Source organism: Lysinibacillus parviboronicapiens (genome assembly GCF_003049605.2).
In the GTDB taxonomy this organism is placed as follows: domain Bacteria; phylum Bacillota; class Bacilli; order Bacillales_A; family Planococcaceae; genus Lysinibacillus; species Lysinibacillus parviboronicapiens.
In genome coordinates, this window is the sequence record NZ_CP073713.1 from 968,387 (window position 1) to 984,040 (window position 15,654).

14 protein-coding genes are annotated in these 15,654 nt (G+C 34.6%); 7 read left to right on the plus strand and 7 right to left on the minus strand.

The window, feature by feature from the left end; all coding sequences use genetic code 11:
- Nucleotides 1–10: 10 nt before the first annotated feature.
- The 6 genes from C9J31_RS04525 to C9J31_RS04550 all read left to right on the plus strand — a co-directional run bounded on the left by C9J31_RS04525 (nucleotide 11) and on the right by C9J31_RS04550 (nucleotide 6,891).
- A complete protein-coding gene (locus C9J31_RS04525) occupies nucleotides 11–1,180 on the plus strand; it encodes a cysteine desulfurase family protein (protein ID WP_107947212.1) in 1,170 nt (389 codons plus the stop codon).
- Nucleotides 1,181–1,194: 14 nt separating this feature from the next.
- On the plus strand, nucleotides 1,195–2,151 hold the full coding sequence (locus C9J31_RS04530) for a peptidase U32 family protein (protein WP_107947210.1): 957 nt from the start codon (nucleotides 1,195–1,197) through the stop codon (nucleotides 2,149–2,151).
- Nucleotides 2,152–2,162: 11 nt separating this feature from the next.
- A complete protein-coding gene (locus C9J31_RS04535; RefSeq protein ID WP_107947208.1) occupies nucleotides 2,163–3,038 on the plus strand; it encodes a hypothetical protein in 876 nt (291 codons plus the stop codon).
- Complete coding sequence (locus C9J31_RS04540) at nucleotides 3,035–4,195, plus strand: acyl-CoA dehydrogenase family protein (protein WP_107947206.1); 1,161 nt, start codon at nucleotides 3,035–3,037, stop codon at nucleotides 4,193–4,195. Before C9J31_RS04535 ends, C9J31_RS04540 begins: the two co-directional genes overlap by 4 nt.
- A 41-nt stretch (nucleotides 4,196–4,236) precedes the next feature.
- On the plus strand, nucleotides 4,237–5,958 hold the full coding sequence (locus C9J31_RS04545; protein ID WP_193766958.1) for an MFS transporter: 1,722 nt from the start codon (nucleotides 4,237–4,239) through the stop codon (nucleotides 5,956–5,958).
- Between the two features lie 237 nt (nucleotides 5,959–6,195).
- On the plus strand, nucleotides 6,196–6,891 hold the full coding sequence (locus tag C9J31_RS04550; RefSeq protein ID WP_107947202.1) for a transglutaminase-like domain-containing protein: 696 nt from the start codon (nucleotides 6,196–6,198) through the stop codon (nucleotides 6,889–6,891).
- Nucleotides 6,892–6,969: 78 nt separating this feature from the next.
- On the opposite strand, the gene C9J31_RS04555 is transcribed toward C9J31_RS04550, so the two are convergent.
- Genes C9J31_RS04555 through C9J31_RS04565 form a run of 3 tightly spaced genes read right to left on the minus strand, consistent with a single transcriptional unit; the run spans nucleotide 6,970 to nucleotide 10,904 of the window.
- The gene (locus C9J31_RS04555) at nucleotides 6,970–7,911 is read right to left on the minus strand and encodes a polyprenyl synthetase family protein (RefSeq protein WP_107947200.1); all 942 of its coding nucleotides are present in this window, start codon (nucleotides 7,909–7,911) and stop codon (nucleotides 6,970–6,972) included.
- Between the two features lie 48 nt (nucleotides 7,912–7,959).
- Nucleotides 7,960–8,592, minus strand: a complete 633-nt coding sequence (locus C9J31_RS04560) for a response regulator transcription factor (RefSeq protein ID WP_107947198.1) — start codon at nucleotides 8,590–8,592, stop codon at nucleotides 7,960–7,962.
- Between the two features lie 5 nt (nucleotides 8,593–8,597).
- The gene (locus C9J31_RS04565; protein ID WP_107947196.1) at nucleotides 8,598–10,904 is read right to left on the minus strand and encodes an ATP-binding protein; all 2,307 of its coding nucleotides are present in this window, start codon (nucleotides 10,902–10,904) and stop codon (nucleotides 8,598–8,600) included.
- 113 nt (nucleotides 10,905–11,017) lie between these two features.
- Here C9J31_RS04565 and C9J31_RS04570 point away from each other — a divergent pair, with 113 nt between their 5' ends.
- Complete coding sequence (locus C9J31_RS04570) at nucleotides 11,018–11,194, plus strand: hypothetical protein (protein WP_167395905.1); 177 nt, start codon at nucleotides 11,018–11,020, stop codon at nucleotides 11,192–11,194.
- Between the two features lie 673 nt (nucleotides 11,195–11,867).
- On the opposite strand, the gene C9J31_RS04575 is transcribed toward C9J31_RS04570, so the two are convergent.
- Genes C9J31_RS04575 through C9J31_RS04590 form a run of 4 tightly spaced genes read right to left on the minus strand, consistent with a single transcriptional unit; the run spans nucleotide 11,868 to nucleotide 15,637 of the window.
- A complete protein-coding gene (locus C9J31_RS04575; protein WP_107947194.1) occupies nucleotides 11,868–12,941 on the minus strand; it encodes an ABC transporter substrate-binding protein in 1,074 nt (357 codons plus the stop codon).
- On the minus strand, nucleotides 12,938–13,735 hold the full coding sequence (locus C9J31_RS04580) for an ABC transporter permease (protein ID WP_107923226.1): 798 nt from the start codon (nucleotides 13,733–13,735) through the stop codon (nucleotides 12,938–12,940). Before C9J31_RS04580 ends, C9J31_RS04575 begins: the two co-directional genes overlap by 4 nt.
- The gene (locus C9J31_RS04585; protein ID WP_107947192.1) at nucleotides 13,732–14,541 is read right to left on the minus strand and encodes an ABC transporter permease; all 810 of its coding nucleotides are present in this window, start codon (nucleotides 14,539–14,541) and stop codon (nucleotides 13,732–13,734) included. Before C9J31_RS04585 ends, C9J31_RS04580 begins: the two co-directional genes overlap by 4 nt.
- The gene (locus C9J31_RS04590) at nucleotides 14,531–15,637 is read right to left on the minus strand and encodes an ABC transporter ATP-binding protein (RefSeq protein ID WP_107923224.1); all 1,107 of its coding nucleotides are present in this window, start codon (nucleotides 15,635–15,637) and stop codon (nucleotides 14,531–14,533) included. The genes C9J31_RS04585 and C9J31_RS04590 overlap by 11 nt, the downstream gene beginning before the upstream one ends.
- Between the last annotated feature and the right edge of the window lie 17 nt (nucleotides 15,638–15,654).

Sequence of the window (15,654 nt, forward strand, 5' to 3'; positions counted from 1 at the left end):
GAGGTTTTTTATGTTAGGGAAGTATTTTGACTATAATGCCACTACCCCTCTTCGTGAGGAAGTGGCTTCTATTTTGGTAGATAATTTATTGTTATTTGGTAATCCCTCAAGCAGTCATTCTTTTGGTCAATTAGCGAAAGAAAAAATAGAGGAGGGACGATCACAAGTAGCAGCATTAATTAACGCAGATAGCTCAGAAATCTTATTTACATCTGGCGGTACAGAGTCAATCAATACGGCTTTAAAAGGCTTTTTCTTTGCCTGTGATAAGCGACCATTTCATATCATTACCTCTAAAATTGAACATTCGGCGACCTTAGAGCTGTGTCATTATTTAGCCTCACTAGGTGCAGAAATTACCTATTTACCTGTAGATGCTAATGGATTTATAGCTATAGAAGATTTAGTGAATGCTATCCATGAACATACCGCATTAATTTCAATCATGTACGCGAATAATGAAATTGGTACCATTCAACCAATTAAAGAGATGGCAAAAGCCATTAAGCAAATAAATAGAGATATTTTCTTTCATGTAGATGCTGTGCAGGCACTTGGGAAAATTCCTATAAATGTTCAAGATTTAGAAGTAGATGCGCTATCGTTAGCGGCGCACAAAATATATGGTCCTAAGGGAACGGGCGCATTGTACTTAAAAAAAGGAAACCAACAGTTAGTTCAGCTACTTCATGGTGGTGGGCAAGAAAACGGCCTACGAGGGGGTACTGAAAACCTATTGGGTATCATTGGATTTGGTCAAGCTTGTGCTTTAGCGACGGAAGAGTTATTGCAACATAAACACAATACAGTTGCCTTAAGAAACTATTTCTTAGAAAAAATAAAATATGCCATTGAACAAATTGAGATGAATAGTCCTGAAATAGAAGGGGATGTCTTACAAAATACATTTAATATATCCTTTACGAATATTAGAGCAGAAGCGCTGTCGGTTCTTTTAAGTCAAGTATATGGCATTGCGGTGTCTATCGGTTCTGCCTGTAGTGCAGAAAAAGCTGAGCTTTCCCATGTATTGCTTGCTCTCGGACTGTCTGAAGAAAGAATTAAATCTTCTATACGTATTAGTTTTGGCCTTTATACAGACTACAAAGATATTGATTACCTTGTCGACAGTCTGAAAGAAGCTGTCACCCGTCTAAGAAGTATTCTCCCTGTAGGATAGAAAGGAAAAATAAAATGGATAAATTAAACATTGTAGCACCAGTGCGCTCAAAATTTATGATGGAAGAAATGATAGAGGCGGGTGCAAATGAAATCTATTTTGGCGTCTCTAATCCACTTTTTCAGCAGATGTCATTTGATAATAAGTTTCAAACAGTAGCTGATTACCCTGCCCACTTCTCTGATTGGGAAGATTTAGACGACATAATGTCCATGGCTAAAACGCATCAGATGAAAGTAATATTCATGGCAAATACACCTTTCATTCCCAACAACTTAGAGACAAGTTTTCAACATCATGTTTATAGAGCCCTTGAGAAAGGTGTAGATGCTATCACAATTTCCTCTATGCAAGCTCTTAATCTTCTAACCAATGTAGAGAGGGATACTCAGATTATTTCGGGTTCGCAATTAGCGCCAGTCAATAAATATGGGGCAGAAATGTTAACAGAATTAGGCGTAAGCCGTATAACCGTTTCACAGTCCATGACATTAGAAGAAATTCAGTCACTTCATGATTTAGATGTTGAACTGATGATTACAGGCAATTTTGGAACAGGAAGCATAGCTAATTGTTGTCGTTTATGGGAAAGCCCAAATAATGGTGAAATAGGAGAAGGTGTAAGAACACTCTATCGAATACTGTCTCCATTAAACAATCAACTAAAACAGCATCATATTTTAGATAGTGCAACGGATTGTAGTTTGTGTAATTTAGAAGATTTAGTCTCTGCTGGGGTGACAGCTATCAAATTTATCGGTAGGGAAGCACCTAATCCTGTTACATTAGCCATGGTGGTCAGTATGTTTAATGAATGGAAAGAGATGGGGGTTTCTGGATTCTCTGTAGAACAAAAAATGAAAGTCATGGAGCAGGAGCAGTTAATGTGGATTATGAAATGGGTGCCACGCTTTTGTGAAAAATGCCGATGTACTTACAAATCAACTGCTATTACAAAAACATACATTTAGGTGGTGCTTAGTTGAAAACGCCATTAAAAGAACTACGGATTCACCACGAACATTTATATGAATTAACCGAAGAAATTTTAGGGAATTATCAAACTGTTTCTTTAGGACATTCAGGATGCCACTATAAAATGAATGGCATTGAAGAGCAACATATCCATTATTTATTGGAACGAGACAAAAAGGTGAAAGTCGAAATGCCTATTTTATTTGAAGCAGCTATGAACGGATTTTTTACTAAAATGCAGCGTTTTTTTCATTATGAAATAAATTTCATCGTGAATGATTGGGGAACTATGCGTTTTTTAGCACAACAGCAACTCCCCTCAACAGTGTCCTTATCGGTAGGCAGACAATTGGCTTTTAGTTATGGAAACTGCCCGTGGTATGAAGATATTTTACAGTACGAAGATCAGACAATTAAAGAGAATTACTTGCAATTGAATTTTGGTAATCCTGCAATGATAAAACTTTTAAAAGAATATGGTGTGACAGAAATAGATGCAGATATTCATGCTTACATGGAGCATTCAGTAAACATGCTCAGAGATGAAGGGATAAAAGTAAATGGCTTTTTACATTACCCAATGGTATCGACTTCGAGGTCCTGCCATACATTAAGACTTTATAATGAACCAGTAGGAAATTGCCAGCATTTATGTAATAACGGCATTATAATCGAGCCGAGAGAACGATGGAATCGATTTGAGGATGTAACAGTAAAGATTTCCAAAGAAAGTAGAGAGAAGATGGGGAACTTACTGATATATGGAAATATTGTTGTCCAGGATAGTAACCGGCACAACGAAAGTATAGCATTTGAAGTGGATTCATTGTGCGATGATGCAAGATTTTCACCAATACTTCTTAAAGAGGAGGCAATAAAATGAGTAATATTCAGGAGAAGAGCTTGACGCAAGATATTTTAACAAAATTGGATGATATTATAGTGGATTTCGTTGCACCTAACGCGGCTCATATTGATAGAGAAAGAGCATTCCCGAGAGAAAATATAAACGAAATCGGAAGAAATGGCTTATTAGGCTTACTAATTCCACAGCAATTGGGCGGCTTAGAGGCTCCTCTATCTTTATATAAAGAAACAGTTATTAGGTTAGCTCAAGCTTGTGCTTCAACTGCACTTGTCTATGTGCAACATATGTCGGCCGTTTCTATCTTATTATATGGAAAAGATAGTGACTATATAAAAAAAATTTTAAGTAAAATTGCACAAGGGAATTGTCTTACAACCATTGCACTTAGTGAAGCGGGTTCGGGCTGCTATTTCTTTTTACCTGTAAGCCAAGTACGTAACACTGACAATGGACTTCGCTTAAAAACTAATAAAATTATGGTGACAAGCGCAGGCGTGGCAGATTTATATGTCATAAACTCAAAAGCAACATTTGCTAAAAATTCTATGCAAAGTAACTTTTTCGCAGTTTCGAGTAATTATGATGGAATTGAAGTAGGTGGTACATGGGAAGGCATGGGCCTGAGAGGTAATCAAAGTGCCCCATTAAATATAGATGCCTATTTAAATCCAGAGATGCTTATTGGAGAAGAAGGAGAAGGCTTTAAAATTACGCGTGAAGCATTGCTTCCGATGGGGCAAATTGGTATTTCAGCAGTAAATATTGGGATTGCAAAGGCAATTTATAATGAGTCCGTAAACTACGTCAAGAAACGATTTTATACACATATTAATACGAATCTTTCGGACTTTCAAAGTATTCAACAAATGGTTGGAGAAATGAAGGTACTATGTGACCAAGCGGAAACAGCTTTAAATGCCTTTGTGCAACGGATGGAAAATAAAGAAATAGATATGGTTAGCACACTAGAGGTCAAAGTAATGGCTTGTCAAATGGTGCTAAGTGTTGCAGAAATAGGCTTAAAAGTTTGCGGAGGTCATGCTTATTCAGCAAATACACCAATAGAGAGATATATCCGAGACAGTATGGCGGGAACAGTCATGGGACCAACGCCAGATGTGTTAAAAGAATTAATCGGAAAGATTGTATTGGATGTGCCTACCCAGTTGTAGTTGAGTCAATATTTCATGTAATGGATGAAAGAGGGTTGAAAATGACAAATCAAACAGCGCCTAAATATGGAGGTATGAAGCAAGTACTAGCGGTTAGTTTAGGTTTGTTTTTAGTATTTTTAGATAGTACAGTGGTCAATATTTCACTCCCTAACATAATGAATGATTATCACATTAATTTGAATTTAGCTTCTTGGATAATCAATTCCTTTGTACTGACGCTTGCGATTTTGTTAATTACTTTAGGAAAAATAGCAGATTTCTTTGGGAGAATTAGAATTTTTTTAATTGGGATTATTGTATTTGCGATTAGCTCCCTATTGTGTGGTATGGCGCCAACGGTAGAAGTGTTAATAGCTGCTCGTGTTTTACAGGGAATTGGTGGAGCTATGATTATACCTACTAGTATGATGCTCGTAAGAACTGCTGTGCCACCTGAAAAATTAGGGCTGGCAATGGGCATCTGGGGAGCCGTTGGTGCGCTTGCAGTAGCCATTGGCCCAAGTCTTGGGGGAGTTGTAACTGAATTTATTAATTGGCGTTGGATTTTTTATATAAATGTGCCAGTTATCATGATCGCTTTCCCATTCATTATAGTAGCATTTAAAGGAAGTAAAGACGTTAAATCACCCTTTAAATTGGATGTACTAGGCGTGATCGTCGTAAGTATGGCGCTTTATTTTTTAACATTTGCCATATTACAGGGTGAAAAACTAGGCTGGACTTCTACAACAATCTATATGTATTTCACTATTAGTTTAATTGCCACTCTATTATTTATTTTTATAGAAAAACGGACAAATATACCTTTAGTTGATTTTACAATATTTAAAAATCAACATTATTTAGGTGGTATTCTTTCAAACTTTTTAGGCGGCATTTTGTTAATGGGAACGTTAATTTTATTGCCAATTTATCTTACACAGGTGAAGGAGTTTTCTACATTACACGCTTCGTTTTTAATAACACCTTTATCGGCTGTCATGTTAGTAGTTGCACCAATTGTTGGACGATTAATTGATAAAATTGGCTATCAAATTCCAATGTTCTTCGGTTATGTATTTACAGTGATAGGTTTTGTGTTCTTATTAAAATTAACACCAGATACAGAATTTTCAATGCTCATTACCATGATGTCCCTTCTCGGAACAGGGTTAGGCATCATCATGGTGACAAGTGTAACTGTTTGTACGGTTTCCGTTTCAGAAAAGCATGTATCCTTAGGGTCTGGTATTTTTGCCACTGCACGAAATCTTGGAGGCGCTCTTGGTGTATCTTTATTTGTATCAATTACATTAAGTTTTTTAAATCAATATGCGGATGATGTTGTTGCAGATGGGGTGGCACGTTTTGAAAATGGTAATATGCCTGAAGCTGTAAAAGCCATTGCAATTGAGAATCTACAAGGAAAAAAGGATACGCTATTCGAAGGTGAAGGAGAACAAGAGAGTTTTGAAATTCCACAGGAAATGCAAGATCAATTTGTTGCGAAGAAATTGGAGGAAACGTTAAAGGAAATGCCTCAAGTAGTAGAAGTTAATGCTACTCCAAACATCGAAAAGAAAGTAACTGCGATGGTAAATGTAGAAATAGAAAATATAGAGAAGGAAGTTAATAATATTCAAAATACTATCCGCAGTGATGCACAAAGTTTTATTGTTGAGGCGATGACGAAAGCATTTTGGTGTGGATTACTTTTAACCTGTCTTTTTAGTTTATCATTAATTTTTTTAAGGAAGAAACAAGTCGAAGAAATTCTTTAAGATATCGGTAGGGATAAGTAAATCCCTACCGATTAAAATTGCATTTTCGAAGTGTAGATAGTCATTATTCCATGCACAATGTTTCAATTAACTTCCATACATAATTCAAAGTGAGTAAGAGGAAATATGAGTAGTAAGATACCATATTTTATACAGATGATATTAGTTATAATAGTAAATATATAGAAAAAGTTAAAAGGAATCGTTGTGAAGGATAACTGAAAAGGGTGAGAAAAGATGGAAAAATATTTGGAGCCGACAGCAATGTTAAACTTTAATGATGAAATGTTTCAGCACCTAATAAGACAAAAAGGCTGGGGTAACTTAAATTATGAAGATAGAATCAAGCAGATTTATGATTTTGTCAGAAATGAAATTAAGTTCGGGTATAACCGAGGGGATGATATACCTGCTTCGGAAGTATTGCAAGACGGCTATGGGCAATGTAATACAAAAAGTACACTTTTAATGGCTTTACTAAGAGCTGTTGGCATTCCTTGCAGGATTCATGGTTTTTTTATTGATAAAAAAATGCAAAAGGGTGCTTTAACGGGTATCACATACCTATTAGCGCCCAATAAAATTGTACACGCTTGGACGGAAGTGAATGTAAACGATGAATGGATTGCCCTTGAAGGTGTAATTATTGATGACTCTTATTTAAAGCAAGTAAAAAATAGACTTTGCAGTTTTAATGATGGTTTTATCGGATATGGAATTTCTGTGAAAGATAAGGATAACATAAATCTATGTTGGACTGGTGAAAGTGTATATGTACAGAGCTTTTCAATAACAGATGATTTAGGGATTTTTAATAACCCGGATGAATTATTTGTAAAGTATAACAATACGGGGAGTAAACTAAAGCGGATAATGTTTAATAGAAAAAGGAAAAAAATTAACCGAAGATTGGATATATTGAGAAATCAGTAGTCTTAAATAAGGATAAAAAATGAGTCTACTTGCTTAGGATTAAATGCATGTAGACTCCAGTTTCTACACTATATGATATTAAAATTTTAGAGTTAATAGTTGCTCGCGTGCTATGTTCGAGATAGGTAAACCTTCAATGCAATTTATAAATTTACGGTAGTAAATTTTTTCTACTGCATGACAATATTGAATAGCCCCGCCCTGTCGTATGACTTTCATAAAATGATCCTTTTCTGAATCTGTTAAATGCATAAAGATTTGCTCACTATTATAGTAATGTTTTATAGGGAGAAAATCGTCATCATCTATGCAAAGATAGTAAAGGACTGGTAAAGTAATCTTTTTTATATGTAAATCACTTATTTGGTGCTCTGTTAACAAATCATGCACATCATTGCGGATTTGAGCAATGATGCCTATATAGTTTGAATAGGTTTTAATAATATTTAAAGTTTTTTCTGAGACATTGCCAGCCCCTAGTACACAGGCCAATTGCGTGAGGGAACCTGATTTCAAGCTAGCCATTTCTAAATATTCGGTTTCAGTCGTGATTCGATTGTTAAGATCTCTTTGCTGTCCATTAATGGATTGCAGCAATAAGCAATGAATTTGCTGGCTTATGAAATTTTTGACCTCGAAACAACAGTCTAATAAAGTAATTTTATTGAATGCTGTGAGTAATAAACCAATAATGATATTTGAATTTTCTTCAAAGTTGACCTCTGACCAAGGATAAATAGATGCATCTTTGTCTTGAATATCATCTAAAATATCGGCCGCTAAAATAATTAACTCCATCACGACTTGCAGCTCTCTTTGTTCCTTGAGGGTCTGCTGCTCTCTAAAGATGGAATAATGAAGCTCAGTTAGTAAGGCAAAGTTTATACTTTGATGAAATTTAAACCGTACATAACTTTGGGCAAGATTGTGCAAGTGTTGCTCTGTAAAAGCAGTCTCAATTAGTTGATTTGCTATGAATATTAATTCTTCATGTAATTGACTGTTGTTGCGTGTCTCCATTTATAAATTCCTCCATATACCAAAAACTCGTGATCTCAGTAGTGAAAATTATATTTGACTATTGTTTAATACTTTTGCGACTGCCTCGGAACGAGAAGTGACACACAACTTTTTATAGATTTTTGTTAGGTTATATTCAACTGCACGAATACTCATAAAAAGCTCATCTGCAATTTCTTTATTGCTGGAACCTTTTGCTAAACTCCCCAATATATCTAGCTCTTTTTGGGAAAACACTTGACGATGATCAGCACTGAATAAACCTTGTGAAAAGTTTGAAGGGGTTGACCTGATTAGCATTTCTCTTGGGACTAACACATAACCGTTTAGCACAGCCTGTATATTCAAAACTAAAACTTGATAGGAAGCTGATTTACTTATGATGCCATAAATACCTAATTCAATTAACGTATTAAATTGAAAAGAGTAATCAAAACCTGTATAGAAAATGATTTTAGCATCCGCATGAGTATTTAAGATTTTTTTGGATAATTCAATTCCCGAACAGTTGGGCATATTAATATCTAGTAAGTAAATATCAAAAGATTTTTTTTTAATGGCTTGTATAACCTGTTGACTATCTAATAGATAGGTAATATCAAAATTTGTTACTTCCTCCAGTATATTTTTGGTACCGAGACCAACCATTGGATGGTCATCCACAATTAATATTTGTATCATTACTTTCACCTCGGTATTGTTATTAGAATTTGTAATCCCTTATTGACTTCAGAAATAAATTCAATGTCACCGTTTAGAATATGAATTCTTTCTTTTATTCCAATGAGTCCAATATGGTGTTCACTATATTTTTCGATAGAATTGTTCATTCCTACACCATTGTCCTTATAATCTAAAAAAATATAATCATTTTCTTCCCACATCTCCACTGAAACGACAGAGGCTTTAGCATGCTTCTCCGCATTGTTTAGGAGTTCTTGTAGTACCCGATAAATGGAAATAGTTAAATTATAATTATTAGAGTAATCGGAAAAATTATGAAATTCATATTTCAAATTATAACTAACTTTCATTTGCTTTTTTTTACAGAATTCTTCTAACGAAGCAGTAAAATCTGTATTCAGCATAAAATTGGGACGAAGCTCACTGCAAGTTTCTCTAAGCTGTTTAATAACATCCAATAGCCCATTTTTTATTTTATTTAATGTGGCTAATTCTTCTTCTTGCAAGGTACTACTTGAATTTTGTATTACTTTATCTAATTTTTGATACCAAATCGTTTGATCTTGTAAGGCAGAATCATGTAAATCAGAAGCCAGTCTTATTCGTTCTTGTTCGCCTAATTGCAATAAAAATCTAGAAAGAGTATTCGATGATTGATGATTAGTAGTATCTCTTTTTTCTATTGACTTTATAATATTTTGTACGATATTTAAATTTTCATGAACTAATCTCACATACTTTACAATATTAATTAGCCACATTTTTTCGTGCATATTAAAAGTGGTATTATTTCTTTTTTGGCTTACCCATAGATAGGTGACATAGCTATCAGTTTGATAAAGTTCAATTCCAAGATAATTCGGGTTGCCAATTAAAGTATCAGTAGTAGTGTTTTTTAACTTTTTCTTGATGAAATCAGTAAGCATACTTTGTGAATTGCTTTTATAATCTATGCTTTGAAATTCTAGTGTTTCTTTATTTAGCCGTATTAATAAAAGAATCTGAGGGTCTAATATTTCTGTAATTTGATTAAGCAGTAAATTTTCTAAATCATTTTCTTTCATAACTGAAGGTAATTTTTGTGAAAATTCATTTAGATTTTTGGACAAATAGGATTGTTTATAAAGAAAACTATCTTTTAATTGAAAATCTAATTTTTCTTTTAAAAATAATGTAACAATATTAATAATTAGTATCGCTAAAAATAAGATAATAAAATACACAACGCCATTTTCTGTATAAAATCTATCGCTTATTACTAGAATAGTTAACACTAACGTGGGGATAAATGTTAAGAATGTATAATATGGAATTTGTTTTAAAATAAAATTTATGTCTATTAAGCGGTTAGTCAATACAATGTAAGAATAACCTATAGGAATAATAAATAACGTAAAAGCTGCTACATCATCTTGTAGATAGGGAAGATTAAAAATAAATGGTACAGCATGTAAAAAAATAAATGGGATAAAGGCACAGACATGAATTAATATTAACCATTTAAAAAAGACTTCATGATGAGAGCCTTTAGTGGCTACATAAAAATAAAGTAAGAGCATAATTGAAAAACAAATATTGAGGCAAAAGTAGCTTAACATTAGTCCAGTGCTGATAACATCCAGTAAATTGTTTTGCAAAAGTGTCGCTAATTTTAGAAAAATAACGAACAGGCAAATGACACTATTGATTTTAAAAAAAGTTAGCCATTTATTTTTAATAATTCCTTTTTCCAGTAACAACCTATGAATGAAAAGTGTAAGGAAAAGGGAACCAAGAGGGAAAAAAACACATATTAAAATACTAGATACAATATCCCCTCGTCCAGATTCTGTAGAGGCAAAAAAACTAAGAGATACTGATAAAAGAAATCCTATTAAATAGAAAGCAACTTTACTATTTTGTTGATAAATAAATAAAGTAAGGACAAATACGGTTAAGGAAAAAATACTTGGAATTATAATTTCCTGAAAAGTATCTTTAAGTGAATTAGTTGGAGCTTGAATGTATTTCATTTCATTATTTCGTTTAATTTTTATTGAGGAACCATGAACAAAACAATTATTATAGTTATAAGTTTTTATTGAGCTAATTTCCTTATCATCTACTTCTAAGATGACGTCTCCAGGTGAAAGATTCGTATAACGTGCCCAACCATCATTATCATATACATTAGTAACGACAACTTCCTCATTACTGTTAAAGTGTATTGCTATTCCTATATAGGGTGAGAGCATGGTGAAAATTAAAAAAAGATGAGCCGTTAAAAATATAAACTGTAAAACAAGGATTTTTCTTTTTTCATTCATCATTTTTAATCCTTCCCAGAATAAAAAATTTGCGGTTATCTCTAATATATTTGCGGTTATTACTTACTTCTTTTATAGTATTATAATTGTAAAGAAATTGAAAGGAAGGGAATACTATGATAATGAAAATAGTTCATTCAATGCTTTTATGCTCCAATAAAGAAGTAGATTTCGGTAAAATGGAAATGGTTGGGGATATTTCAGTTTCAGAGTTAAGTATTATTCAGGAAGTTATTAACGGTTCTGATAAATCGGATGTTTTACAAAAATCATCATCCTGGTTACCTAGATAAACTCTTTTAAGAATTCTTGAAAGTACAGCAATTTTTTCAGGTTTGCAAGTTACAATTTTTGCGCAAAAAAGGTGATGAAAAATATTTTTTTCATCACCTTCCTTACTGTAGACAAACTCAAAAAATTGAGTTTGTTTTTTTCTTTTAAATAGAAGTATCTATATGAATCTGTTGATTCCCGTTCCAGGCGCTTCCTTTCCGCACGTGCTGTTGTTGCAGGAATGTACCACCTTCCATGCCAATCAACTTGTACTGCTTATTGATATCCTATTCTGCTTCTAGCCTGCTAAGAAAAGAATTCTTGAGGTGATAATAAATGAGATGAAGAAATATCAAATCAATGATCGTAAAAAGCCAGAAATACCAACAAATGAACGTGTATATGGGGATATGAAAGATGGTATGCGTTGGACAATTCTACTGAGGAGTTAATTACTATAGCTGTGATGAATTAAAAATAGCTTGCCACTTGGACATGGCAAGCTACCTAATAGGACATAAAAACTAGAGACAATTCATCCATAAAATTCAGGGGGATTTATATTCAACTGCCTTCAAAAAAGACAAAATACCCTGAGAAATGAAATTCTCGGGGTATTGGTCTATAGGCTGTGGCGATGAAAACTTTTTTAACTTTTTGTTTTTTATCACCTTTTCATTTATAAACGAAAACTTAACGTATACTCATTTTAAATTCTAAAAACAGTTCATTGTATTTCCCTAAGTAATCTGGGCCTAGGTTTTTATAAACTTCTAATGTGTCACGTTGTTGTTCAGAAGGGTAGTAACGTTCATCAGTTACCACTTCTTCATCTATTAAATTCATCGCGGCAATATTAGGCGTCGAATAACCTACATAATCGGCATTTGTAGCAGCAGAGTCCGCATCCAACATAAAGTTGATAAATGCATGTGCTCCCTCCATGTTTTTTGAAGTTTTTGGGATAACCATATTATCAAACCATAAGTTAGATCCTTCTTCAGGTACAGCAAAGTCTAACTCTTCATTTTCGTACATCATATCTGCCGCTTGACCAGACCACGTAAGGGCAACAGCCGCCTCATTATTAATCATGAGTGGCGTAATTTCGTCGCCAATAATTGCTTTGACATTTGGAGCAAGGGTTATAAGCTTATCAGTAGCCTTCCGCAATTCGTCATCATTTAAAGAGTTTAGAGAGTAGCCGAGGCTATTTAAGCCCATACCGATTACTTCCCGTGCACCGTCTACTAAAAATACTTTACGTTTTAACGAAGAATCCCATAAATCTTCCCAAGAGGAGAAGTCTAAATCGCCAACAAGACTTGGATTATAGACAATGCCGACTGTTCCCCAAAAATATGGCACAGAATATTTATTGTTATCATCAAATGGCAAATCTAAAAAATACGGGTCTATATTTTTAATATTAGGGATTTTCGTTTTGTCTAAAGGAATGAGTAAATCTTCTTCTTTCATTTTTTCTATCATGTACTCAGAAGGTACTGCAATATCGTAAGCTGTACCACCTTGCTGAATTTTTGTCATCATGGCTTCATTTGAGTCAAACGTTTCGTAAACGACATGGATGCCAGTTTCTTTTTCAAATTGCTTCAATAAATCAGGGTCAATATATTCTCCCCAGTTAAAAATGGTCAATGTATTTTTACCACTTTTACCACCACCAGCACTCATCGCATTTGCAGCATACATTAACAGGGCGGAAACGACAAGGATCGCGATTGTAGCTTGAATTAATTGCTTCATTGTTGTCCCTCCGTTCTTTTACTAGCACGGCTTGTAATGAAATAATAGCCGATAACGACGAAAACAGTGACGAAAAAGACTAACCCTGAAATAGCATTTACCGTTAAGGAGATACCAGCACGTGCCATCGAATAAATTTCAACAGATAATGTACTGAAGCCATTACCTGTCACGAAAAATGTTACTGCAAAGTCGTCCAGTGAATACGTTAAAGCGAGGAAGAATCCTGCAAAAATACCAGGCTGAATATATGGTAAGATAACGCGCATCATGATATCTTTTTTCGTTGCGCCAAGATCTAATGCAGCATCGATTAACGATTTATTCATTTCTAGCAATTTCGGTAAGACCATCAGTACAACGATCGGTACGCTAAACGCTACATGTGCTAATAATACAGAAGCAAAGCCTAATTTAATGCCAACCATTGTGAACAGTATTAAAAAGCTTGCACCGATAATAACATCAGGGCTTACTATTAGTACATTATTTAACGAAAGTAATGTATTGCGCATTTTTGCATCTTTTACGGTAACAATGCCAATTGCACCTAATGTGCCGATAATTGTAGAGATTAACGCCGAAAGTAAGGCCACAATAACTGTATTAATTAATATTACAAGGAGTCTTGAATCCTCGAAAACCGCTTTATAGTGCTCTAATGTAAATGATTCGAAATTATTCATTGAGCCACCACTATTAAATGAGTAGAAGACCAAGTAAAGAATAGGCGCATATAAGACAATAAAAACCATTGCTAAATAGACCTTCGCTGATGTAGATAGTTTTGTCATCGTACACGACCTCCTTTATCCTTTTGACCTGTAATTAACATAATGATGACCATAAATAAAATTAAGAATACAGCAATTGTTGAGCCCATTCCCCAGTTTTGTGTCACCAGGAATTGCTGTTCAATCGCTGTACCAAGTGTAATTACTCGGTTCCCCGCGATTAAGCGTGTAATCATGAAAAGTGATAATGCTGGGATAAAGACAACTTGAATACCCGATTTAACGCCATCCAACGTAAGGGGTAACACGGCACGACGGAAAGTTGTAATGGCAGAAGCCCCTAAATCACGTGCTGCATAAATCAATGTTGGATTTAAACGATCCAATGAATTGAAAATCGGTAATATCATAAATGGAATAAAAATATAAACGGATACGAACACAAAGCTAAGATCTGTGAAAAGCATCTGTTGTGGATCAAAACCAAATACTTCTATAAATGCATTAATGGGGCCATATAAACCGAAAATCCCGATAAATGCATAAGTTTTTAATAAAAGATTGATCCAAGATGGAATGATAATGAGTAATAACCAAAGTTGCTTATGCTTTGTTTTCGTTAAAAAATAAGCAGTCGGATAGGAAATTAATAATGTGAAGAATGTAATTAAAAACGCATACCAAAACGAGCTAAGTGTCATTTTTAAATAAACAGACGTAAAGAATGCTTTATAGTTATCAAGCGTGATGTTGCCATGTAAATCGAGTAGGGAATAGTAAACGACGAGGGCAATCGGTGCGATGACAAATAATGCAATCCAAAAGACGTATGGAAATAACGCAGATTTTGATGTCTTAGTTTGCATCTTCGTCATCTCCATAGGCTTCTAGTCGTTTATCGAATTCTTCCTCTGTCTCATTTAAGCGCATGACATGGATTGCTTCCGGATCAAAGTCTAAACCGATTTCTGTCCCTACTTCAGCTTTTTTCAGTGAATGCACTAGCCACTCATTGCCGTCTTTATCGTATGTAGACAACTCATAATGTACCCCACGGAATAATTGAGTATCTACTTTAACGATTAATTTGCCTTTCTCGACTGTCGTCATTTCCAAATCCTCTGGACGGATGACGATATCGATTTTTTCATTTGGTTTCATACCTTGGTCAACACATTCAAAAACCTTCCCAGTAAACTCAACTTTAAAATCTTCAATCATTACACCCGGCACGATGTTTGATTCGCCAATAAAGTCAGCAACAAAGCGGTTAATAGGCTCATCATAAATGTCTACAGGTGTACCAGATTGTTGAATTTGACCTTCACTTAGCACAAAAATTTCATCACTCATTGCTAAAGCTTCTTCTTGGTCATGCGTAACGAAGACAAAAGTTTTACCAAGACGTTGCTGTAACTCACGTAACTCATATTGCATTTCTGTACGTAGCTTTAAATCTAATGCAGACAGGGGCTCGTCGAGTAGAATGACCTCTGGATCATTGACAATGGCACGCGCAATTGCTACACGTTGGCGTTGACCACCTGACATCTCTGAAATTTCACGGTTACCATAGCCCGCTAAGTTGACGAACTTTAGGGCTTCTGCAACACGTTCTTTAATGTCATTTTCAGGTAGCTTTTTTATACGTAAACCAAAAGCTACATTTTCAAAAACATTCAAATGTGGGAATAGTGCATAATCTTGAAATACCGTATTTACTTGGCGTTCATTTGCTGGTACAGCATTAATTTTTTTATCGTGGAAGAACACATCGCCTGTTGTTGGTTCGGTAAAACCAGCAATAATTCGTAAAATAGTCGTTTTGCCACAACCAGATGGGCCGAGTAACGTATAGAACTTACCTTTTTCAAGCTCTAGGTTAATATTTTTTAAGACGACAGTGCCGTCGTTATATGATTTAGATACATTTTCAAAGCGGATAATTGAATTCGTAGTCATTGATGCGCCTCCTTAAG

Coding starts and splice junctions, on each gene's coding strand:
- C9J31_RS04560 (WP_107947198.1), bottom strand. CDS start 8,592: ATGATACAAATATTAATTGTGGATGACCATCCAATGGTTGGTCTCGGT.
- C9J31_RS04565 (WP_107947196.1), bottom strand. CDS start 10,904: ATGATGAATGAAAAAAGAAAAATCCTTGTTTTACAGTTTATATTTTTA.
- C9J31_RS04525 (WP_107947212.1), top strand. CDS start 11: ATGTTAGGGAAGTATTTTGACTATAATGCCACTACCCCTCTTCGTGAG.
- C9J31_RS04580 (WP_107923226.1), bottom strand. CDS start 13,735: ATGACAAAACTATCTACATCAGCGAAGGTCTATTTAGCAATGGTTTTT.
- C9J31_RS04575 (WP_107947194.1), bottom strand. CDS start 12,941: ATGAAGCAATTAATTCAAGCTACAATCGCGATCCTTGTCGTTTCCGCC.
- C9J31_RS04570 (WP_167395905.1), top strand. CDS start 11,018: ATGATAATGAAAATAGTTCATTCAATGCTTTTATGCTCCAATAAAGAA.
- C9J31_RS04590 (WP_107923224.1), bottom strand. CDS start 15,637: ATGACTACGAATTCAATTATCCGCTTTGAAAATGTATCTAAATCATAT.
- C9J31_RS04530 (WP_107947210.1), top strand. CDS start 1,195: ATGGATAAATTAAACATTGTAGCACCAGTGCGCTCAAAATTTATGATG.
- C9J31_RS04555 (WP_107947200.1), bottom strand. CDS start 7,911: ATGGAGACACGCAACAACAGTCAATTACATGAAGAATTAATATTCATA.
- C9J31_RS04545 (WP_193766958.1), top strand. CDS start 4,237: ATGACAAATCAAACAGCGCCTAAATATGGAGGTATGAAGCAAGTACTA.
- C9J31_RS04585 (WP_107947192.1), bottom strand. CDS start 14,541: ATGCAAACTAAGACATCAAAATCTGCGTTATTTCCATACGTCTTTTGG.
- C9J31_RS04550 (WP_107947202.1), top strand. CDS start 6,196: ATGGAAAAATATTTGGAGCCGACAGCAATGTTAAACTTTAATGATGAA.
- C9J31_RS04540 (WP_107947206.1), top strand. CDS start 3,035: ATGAGTAATATTCAGGAGAAGAGCTTGACGCAAGATATTTTAACAAAA.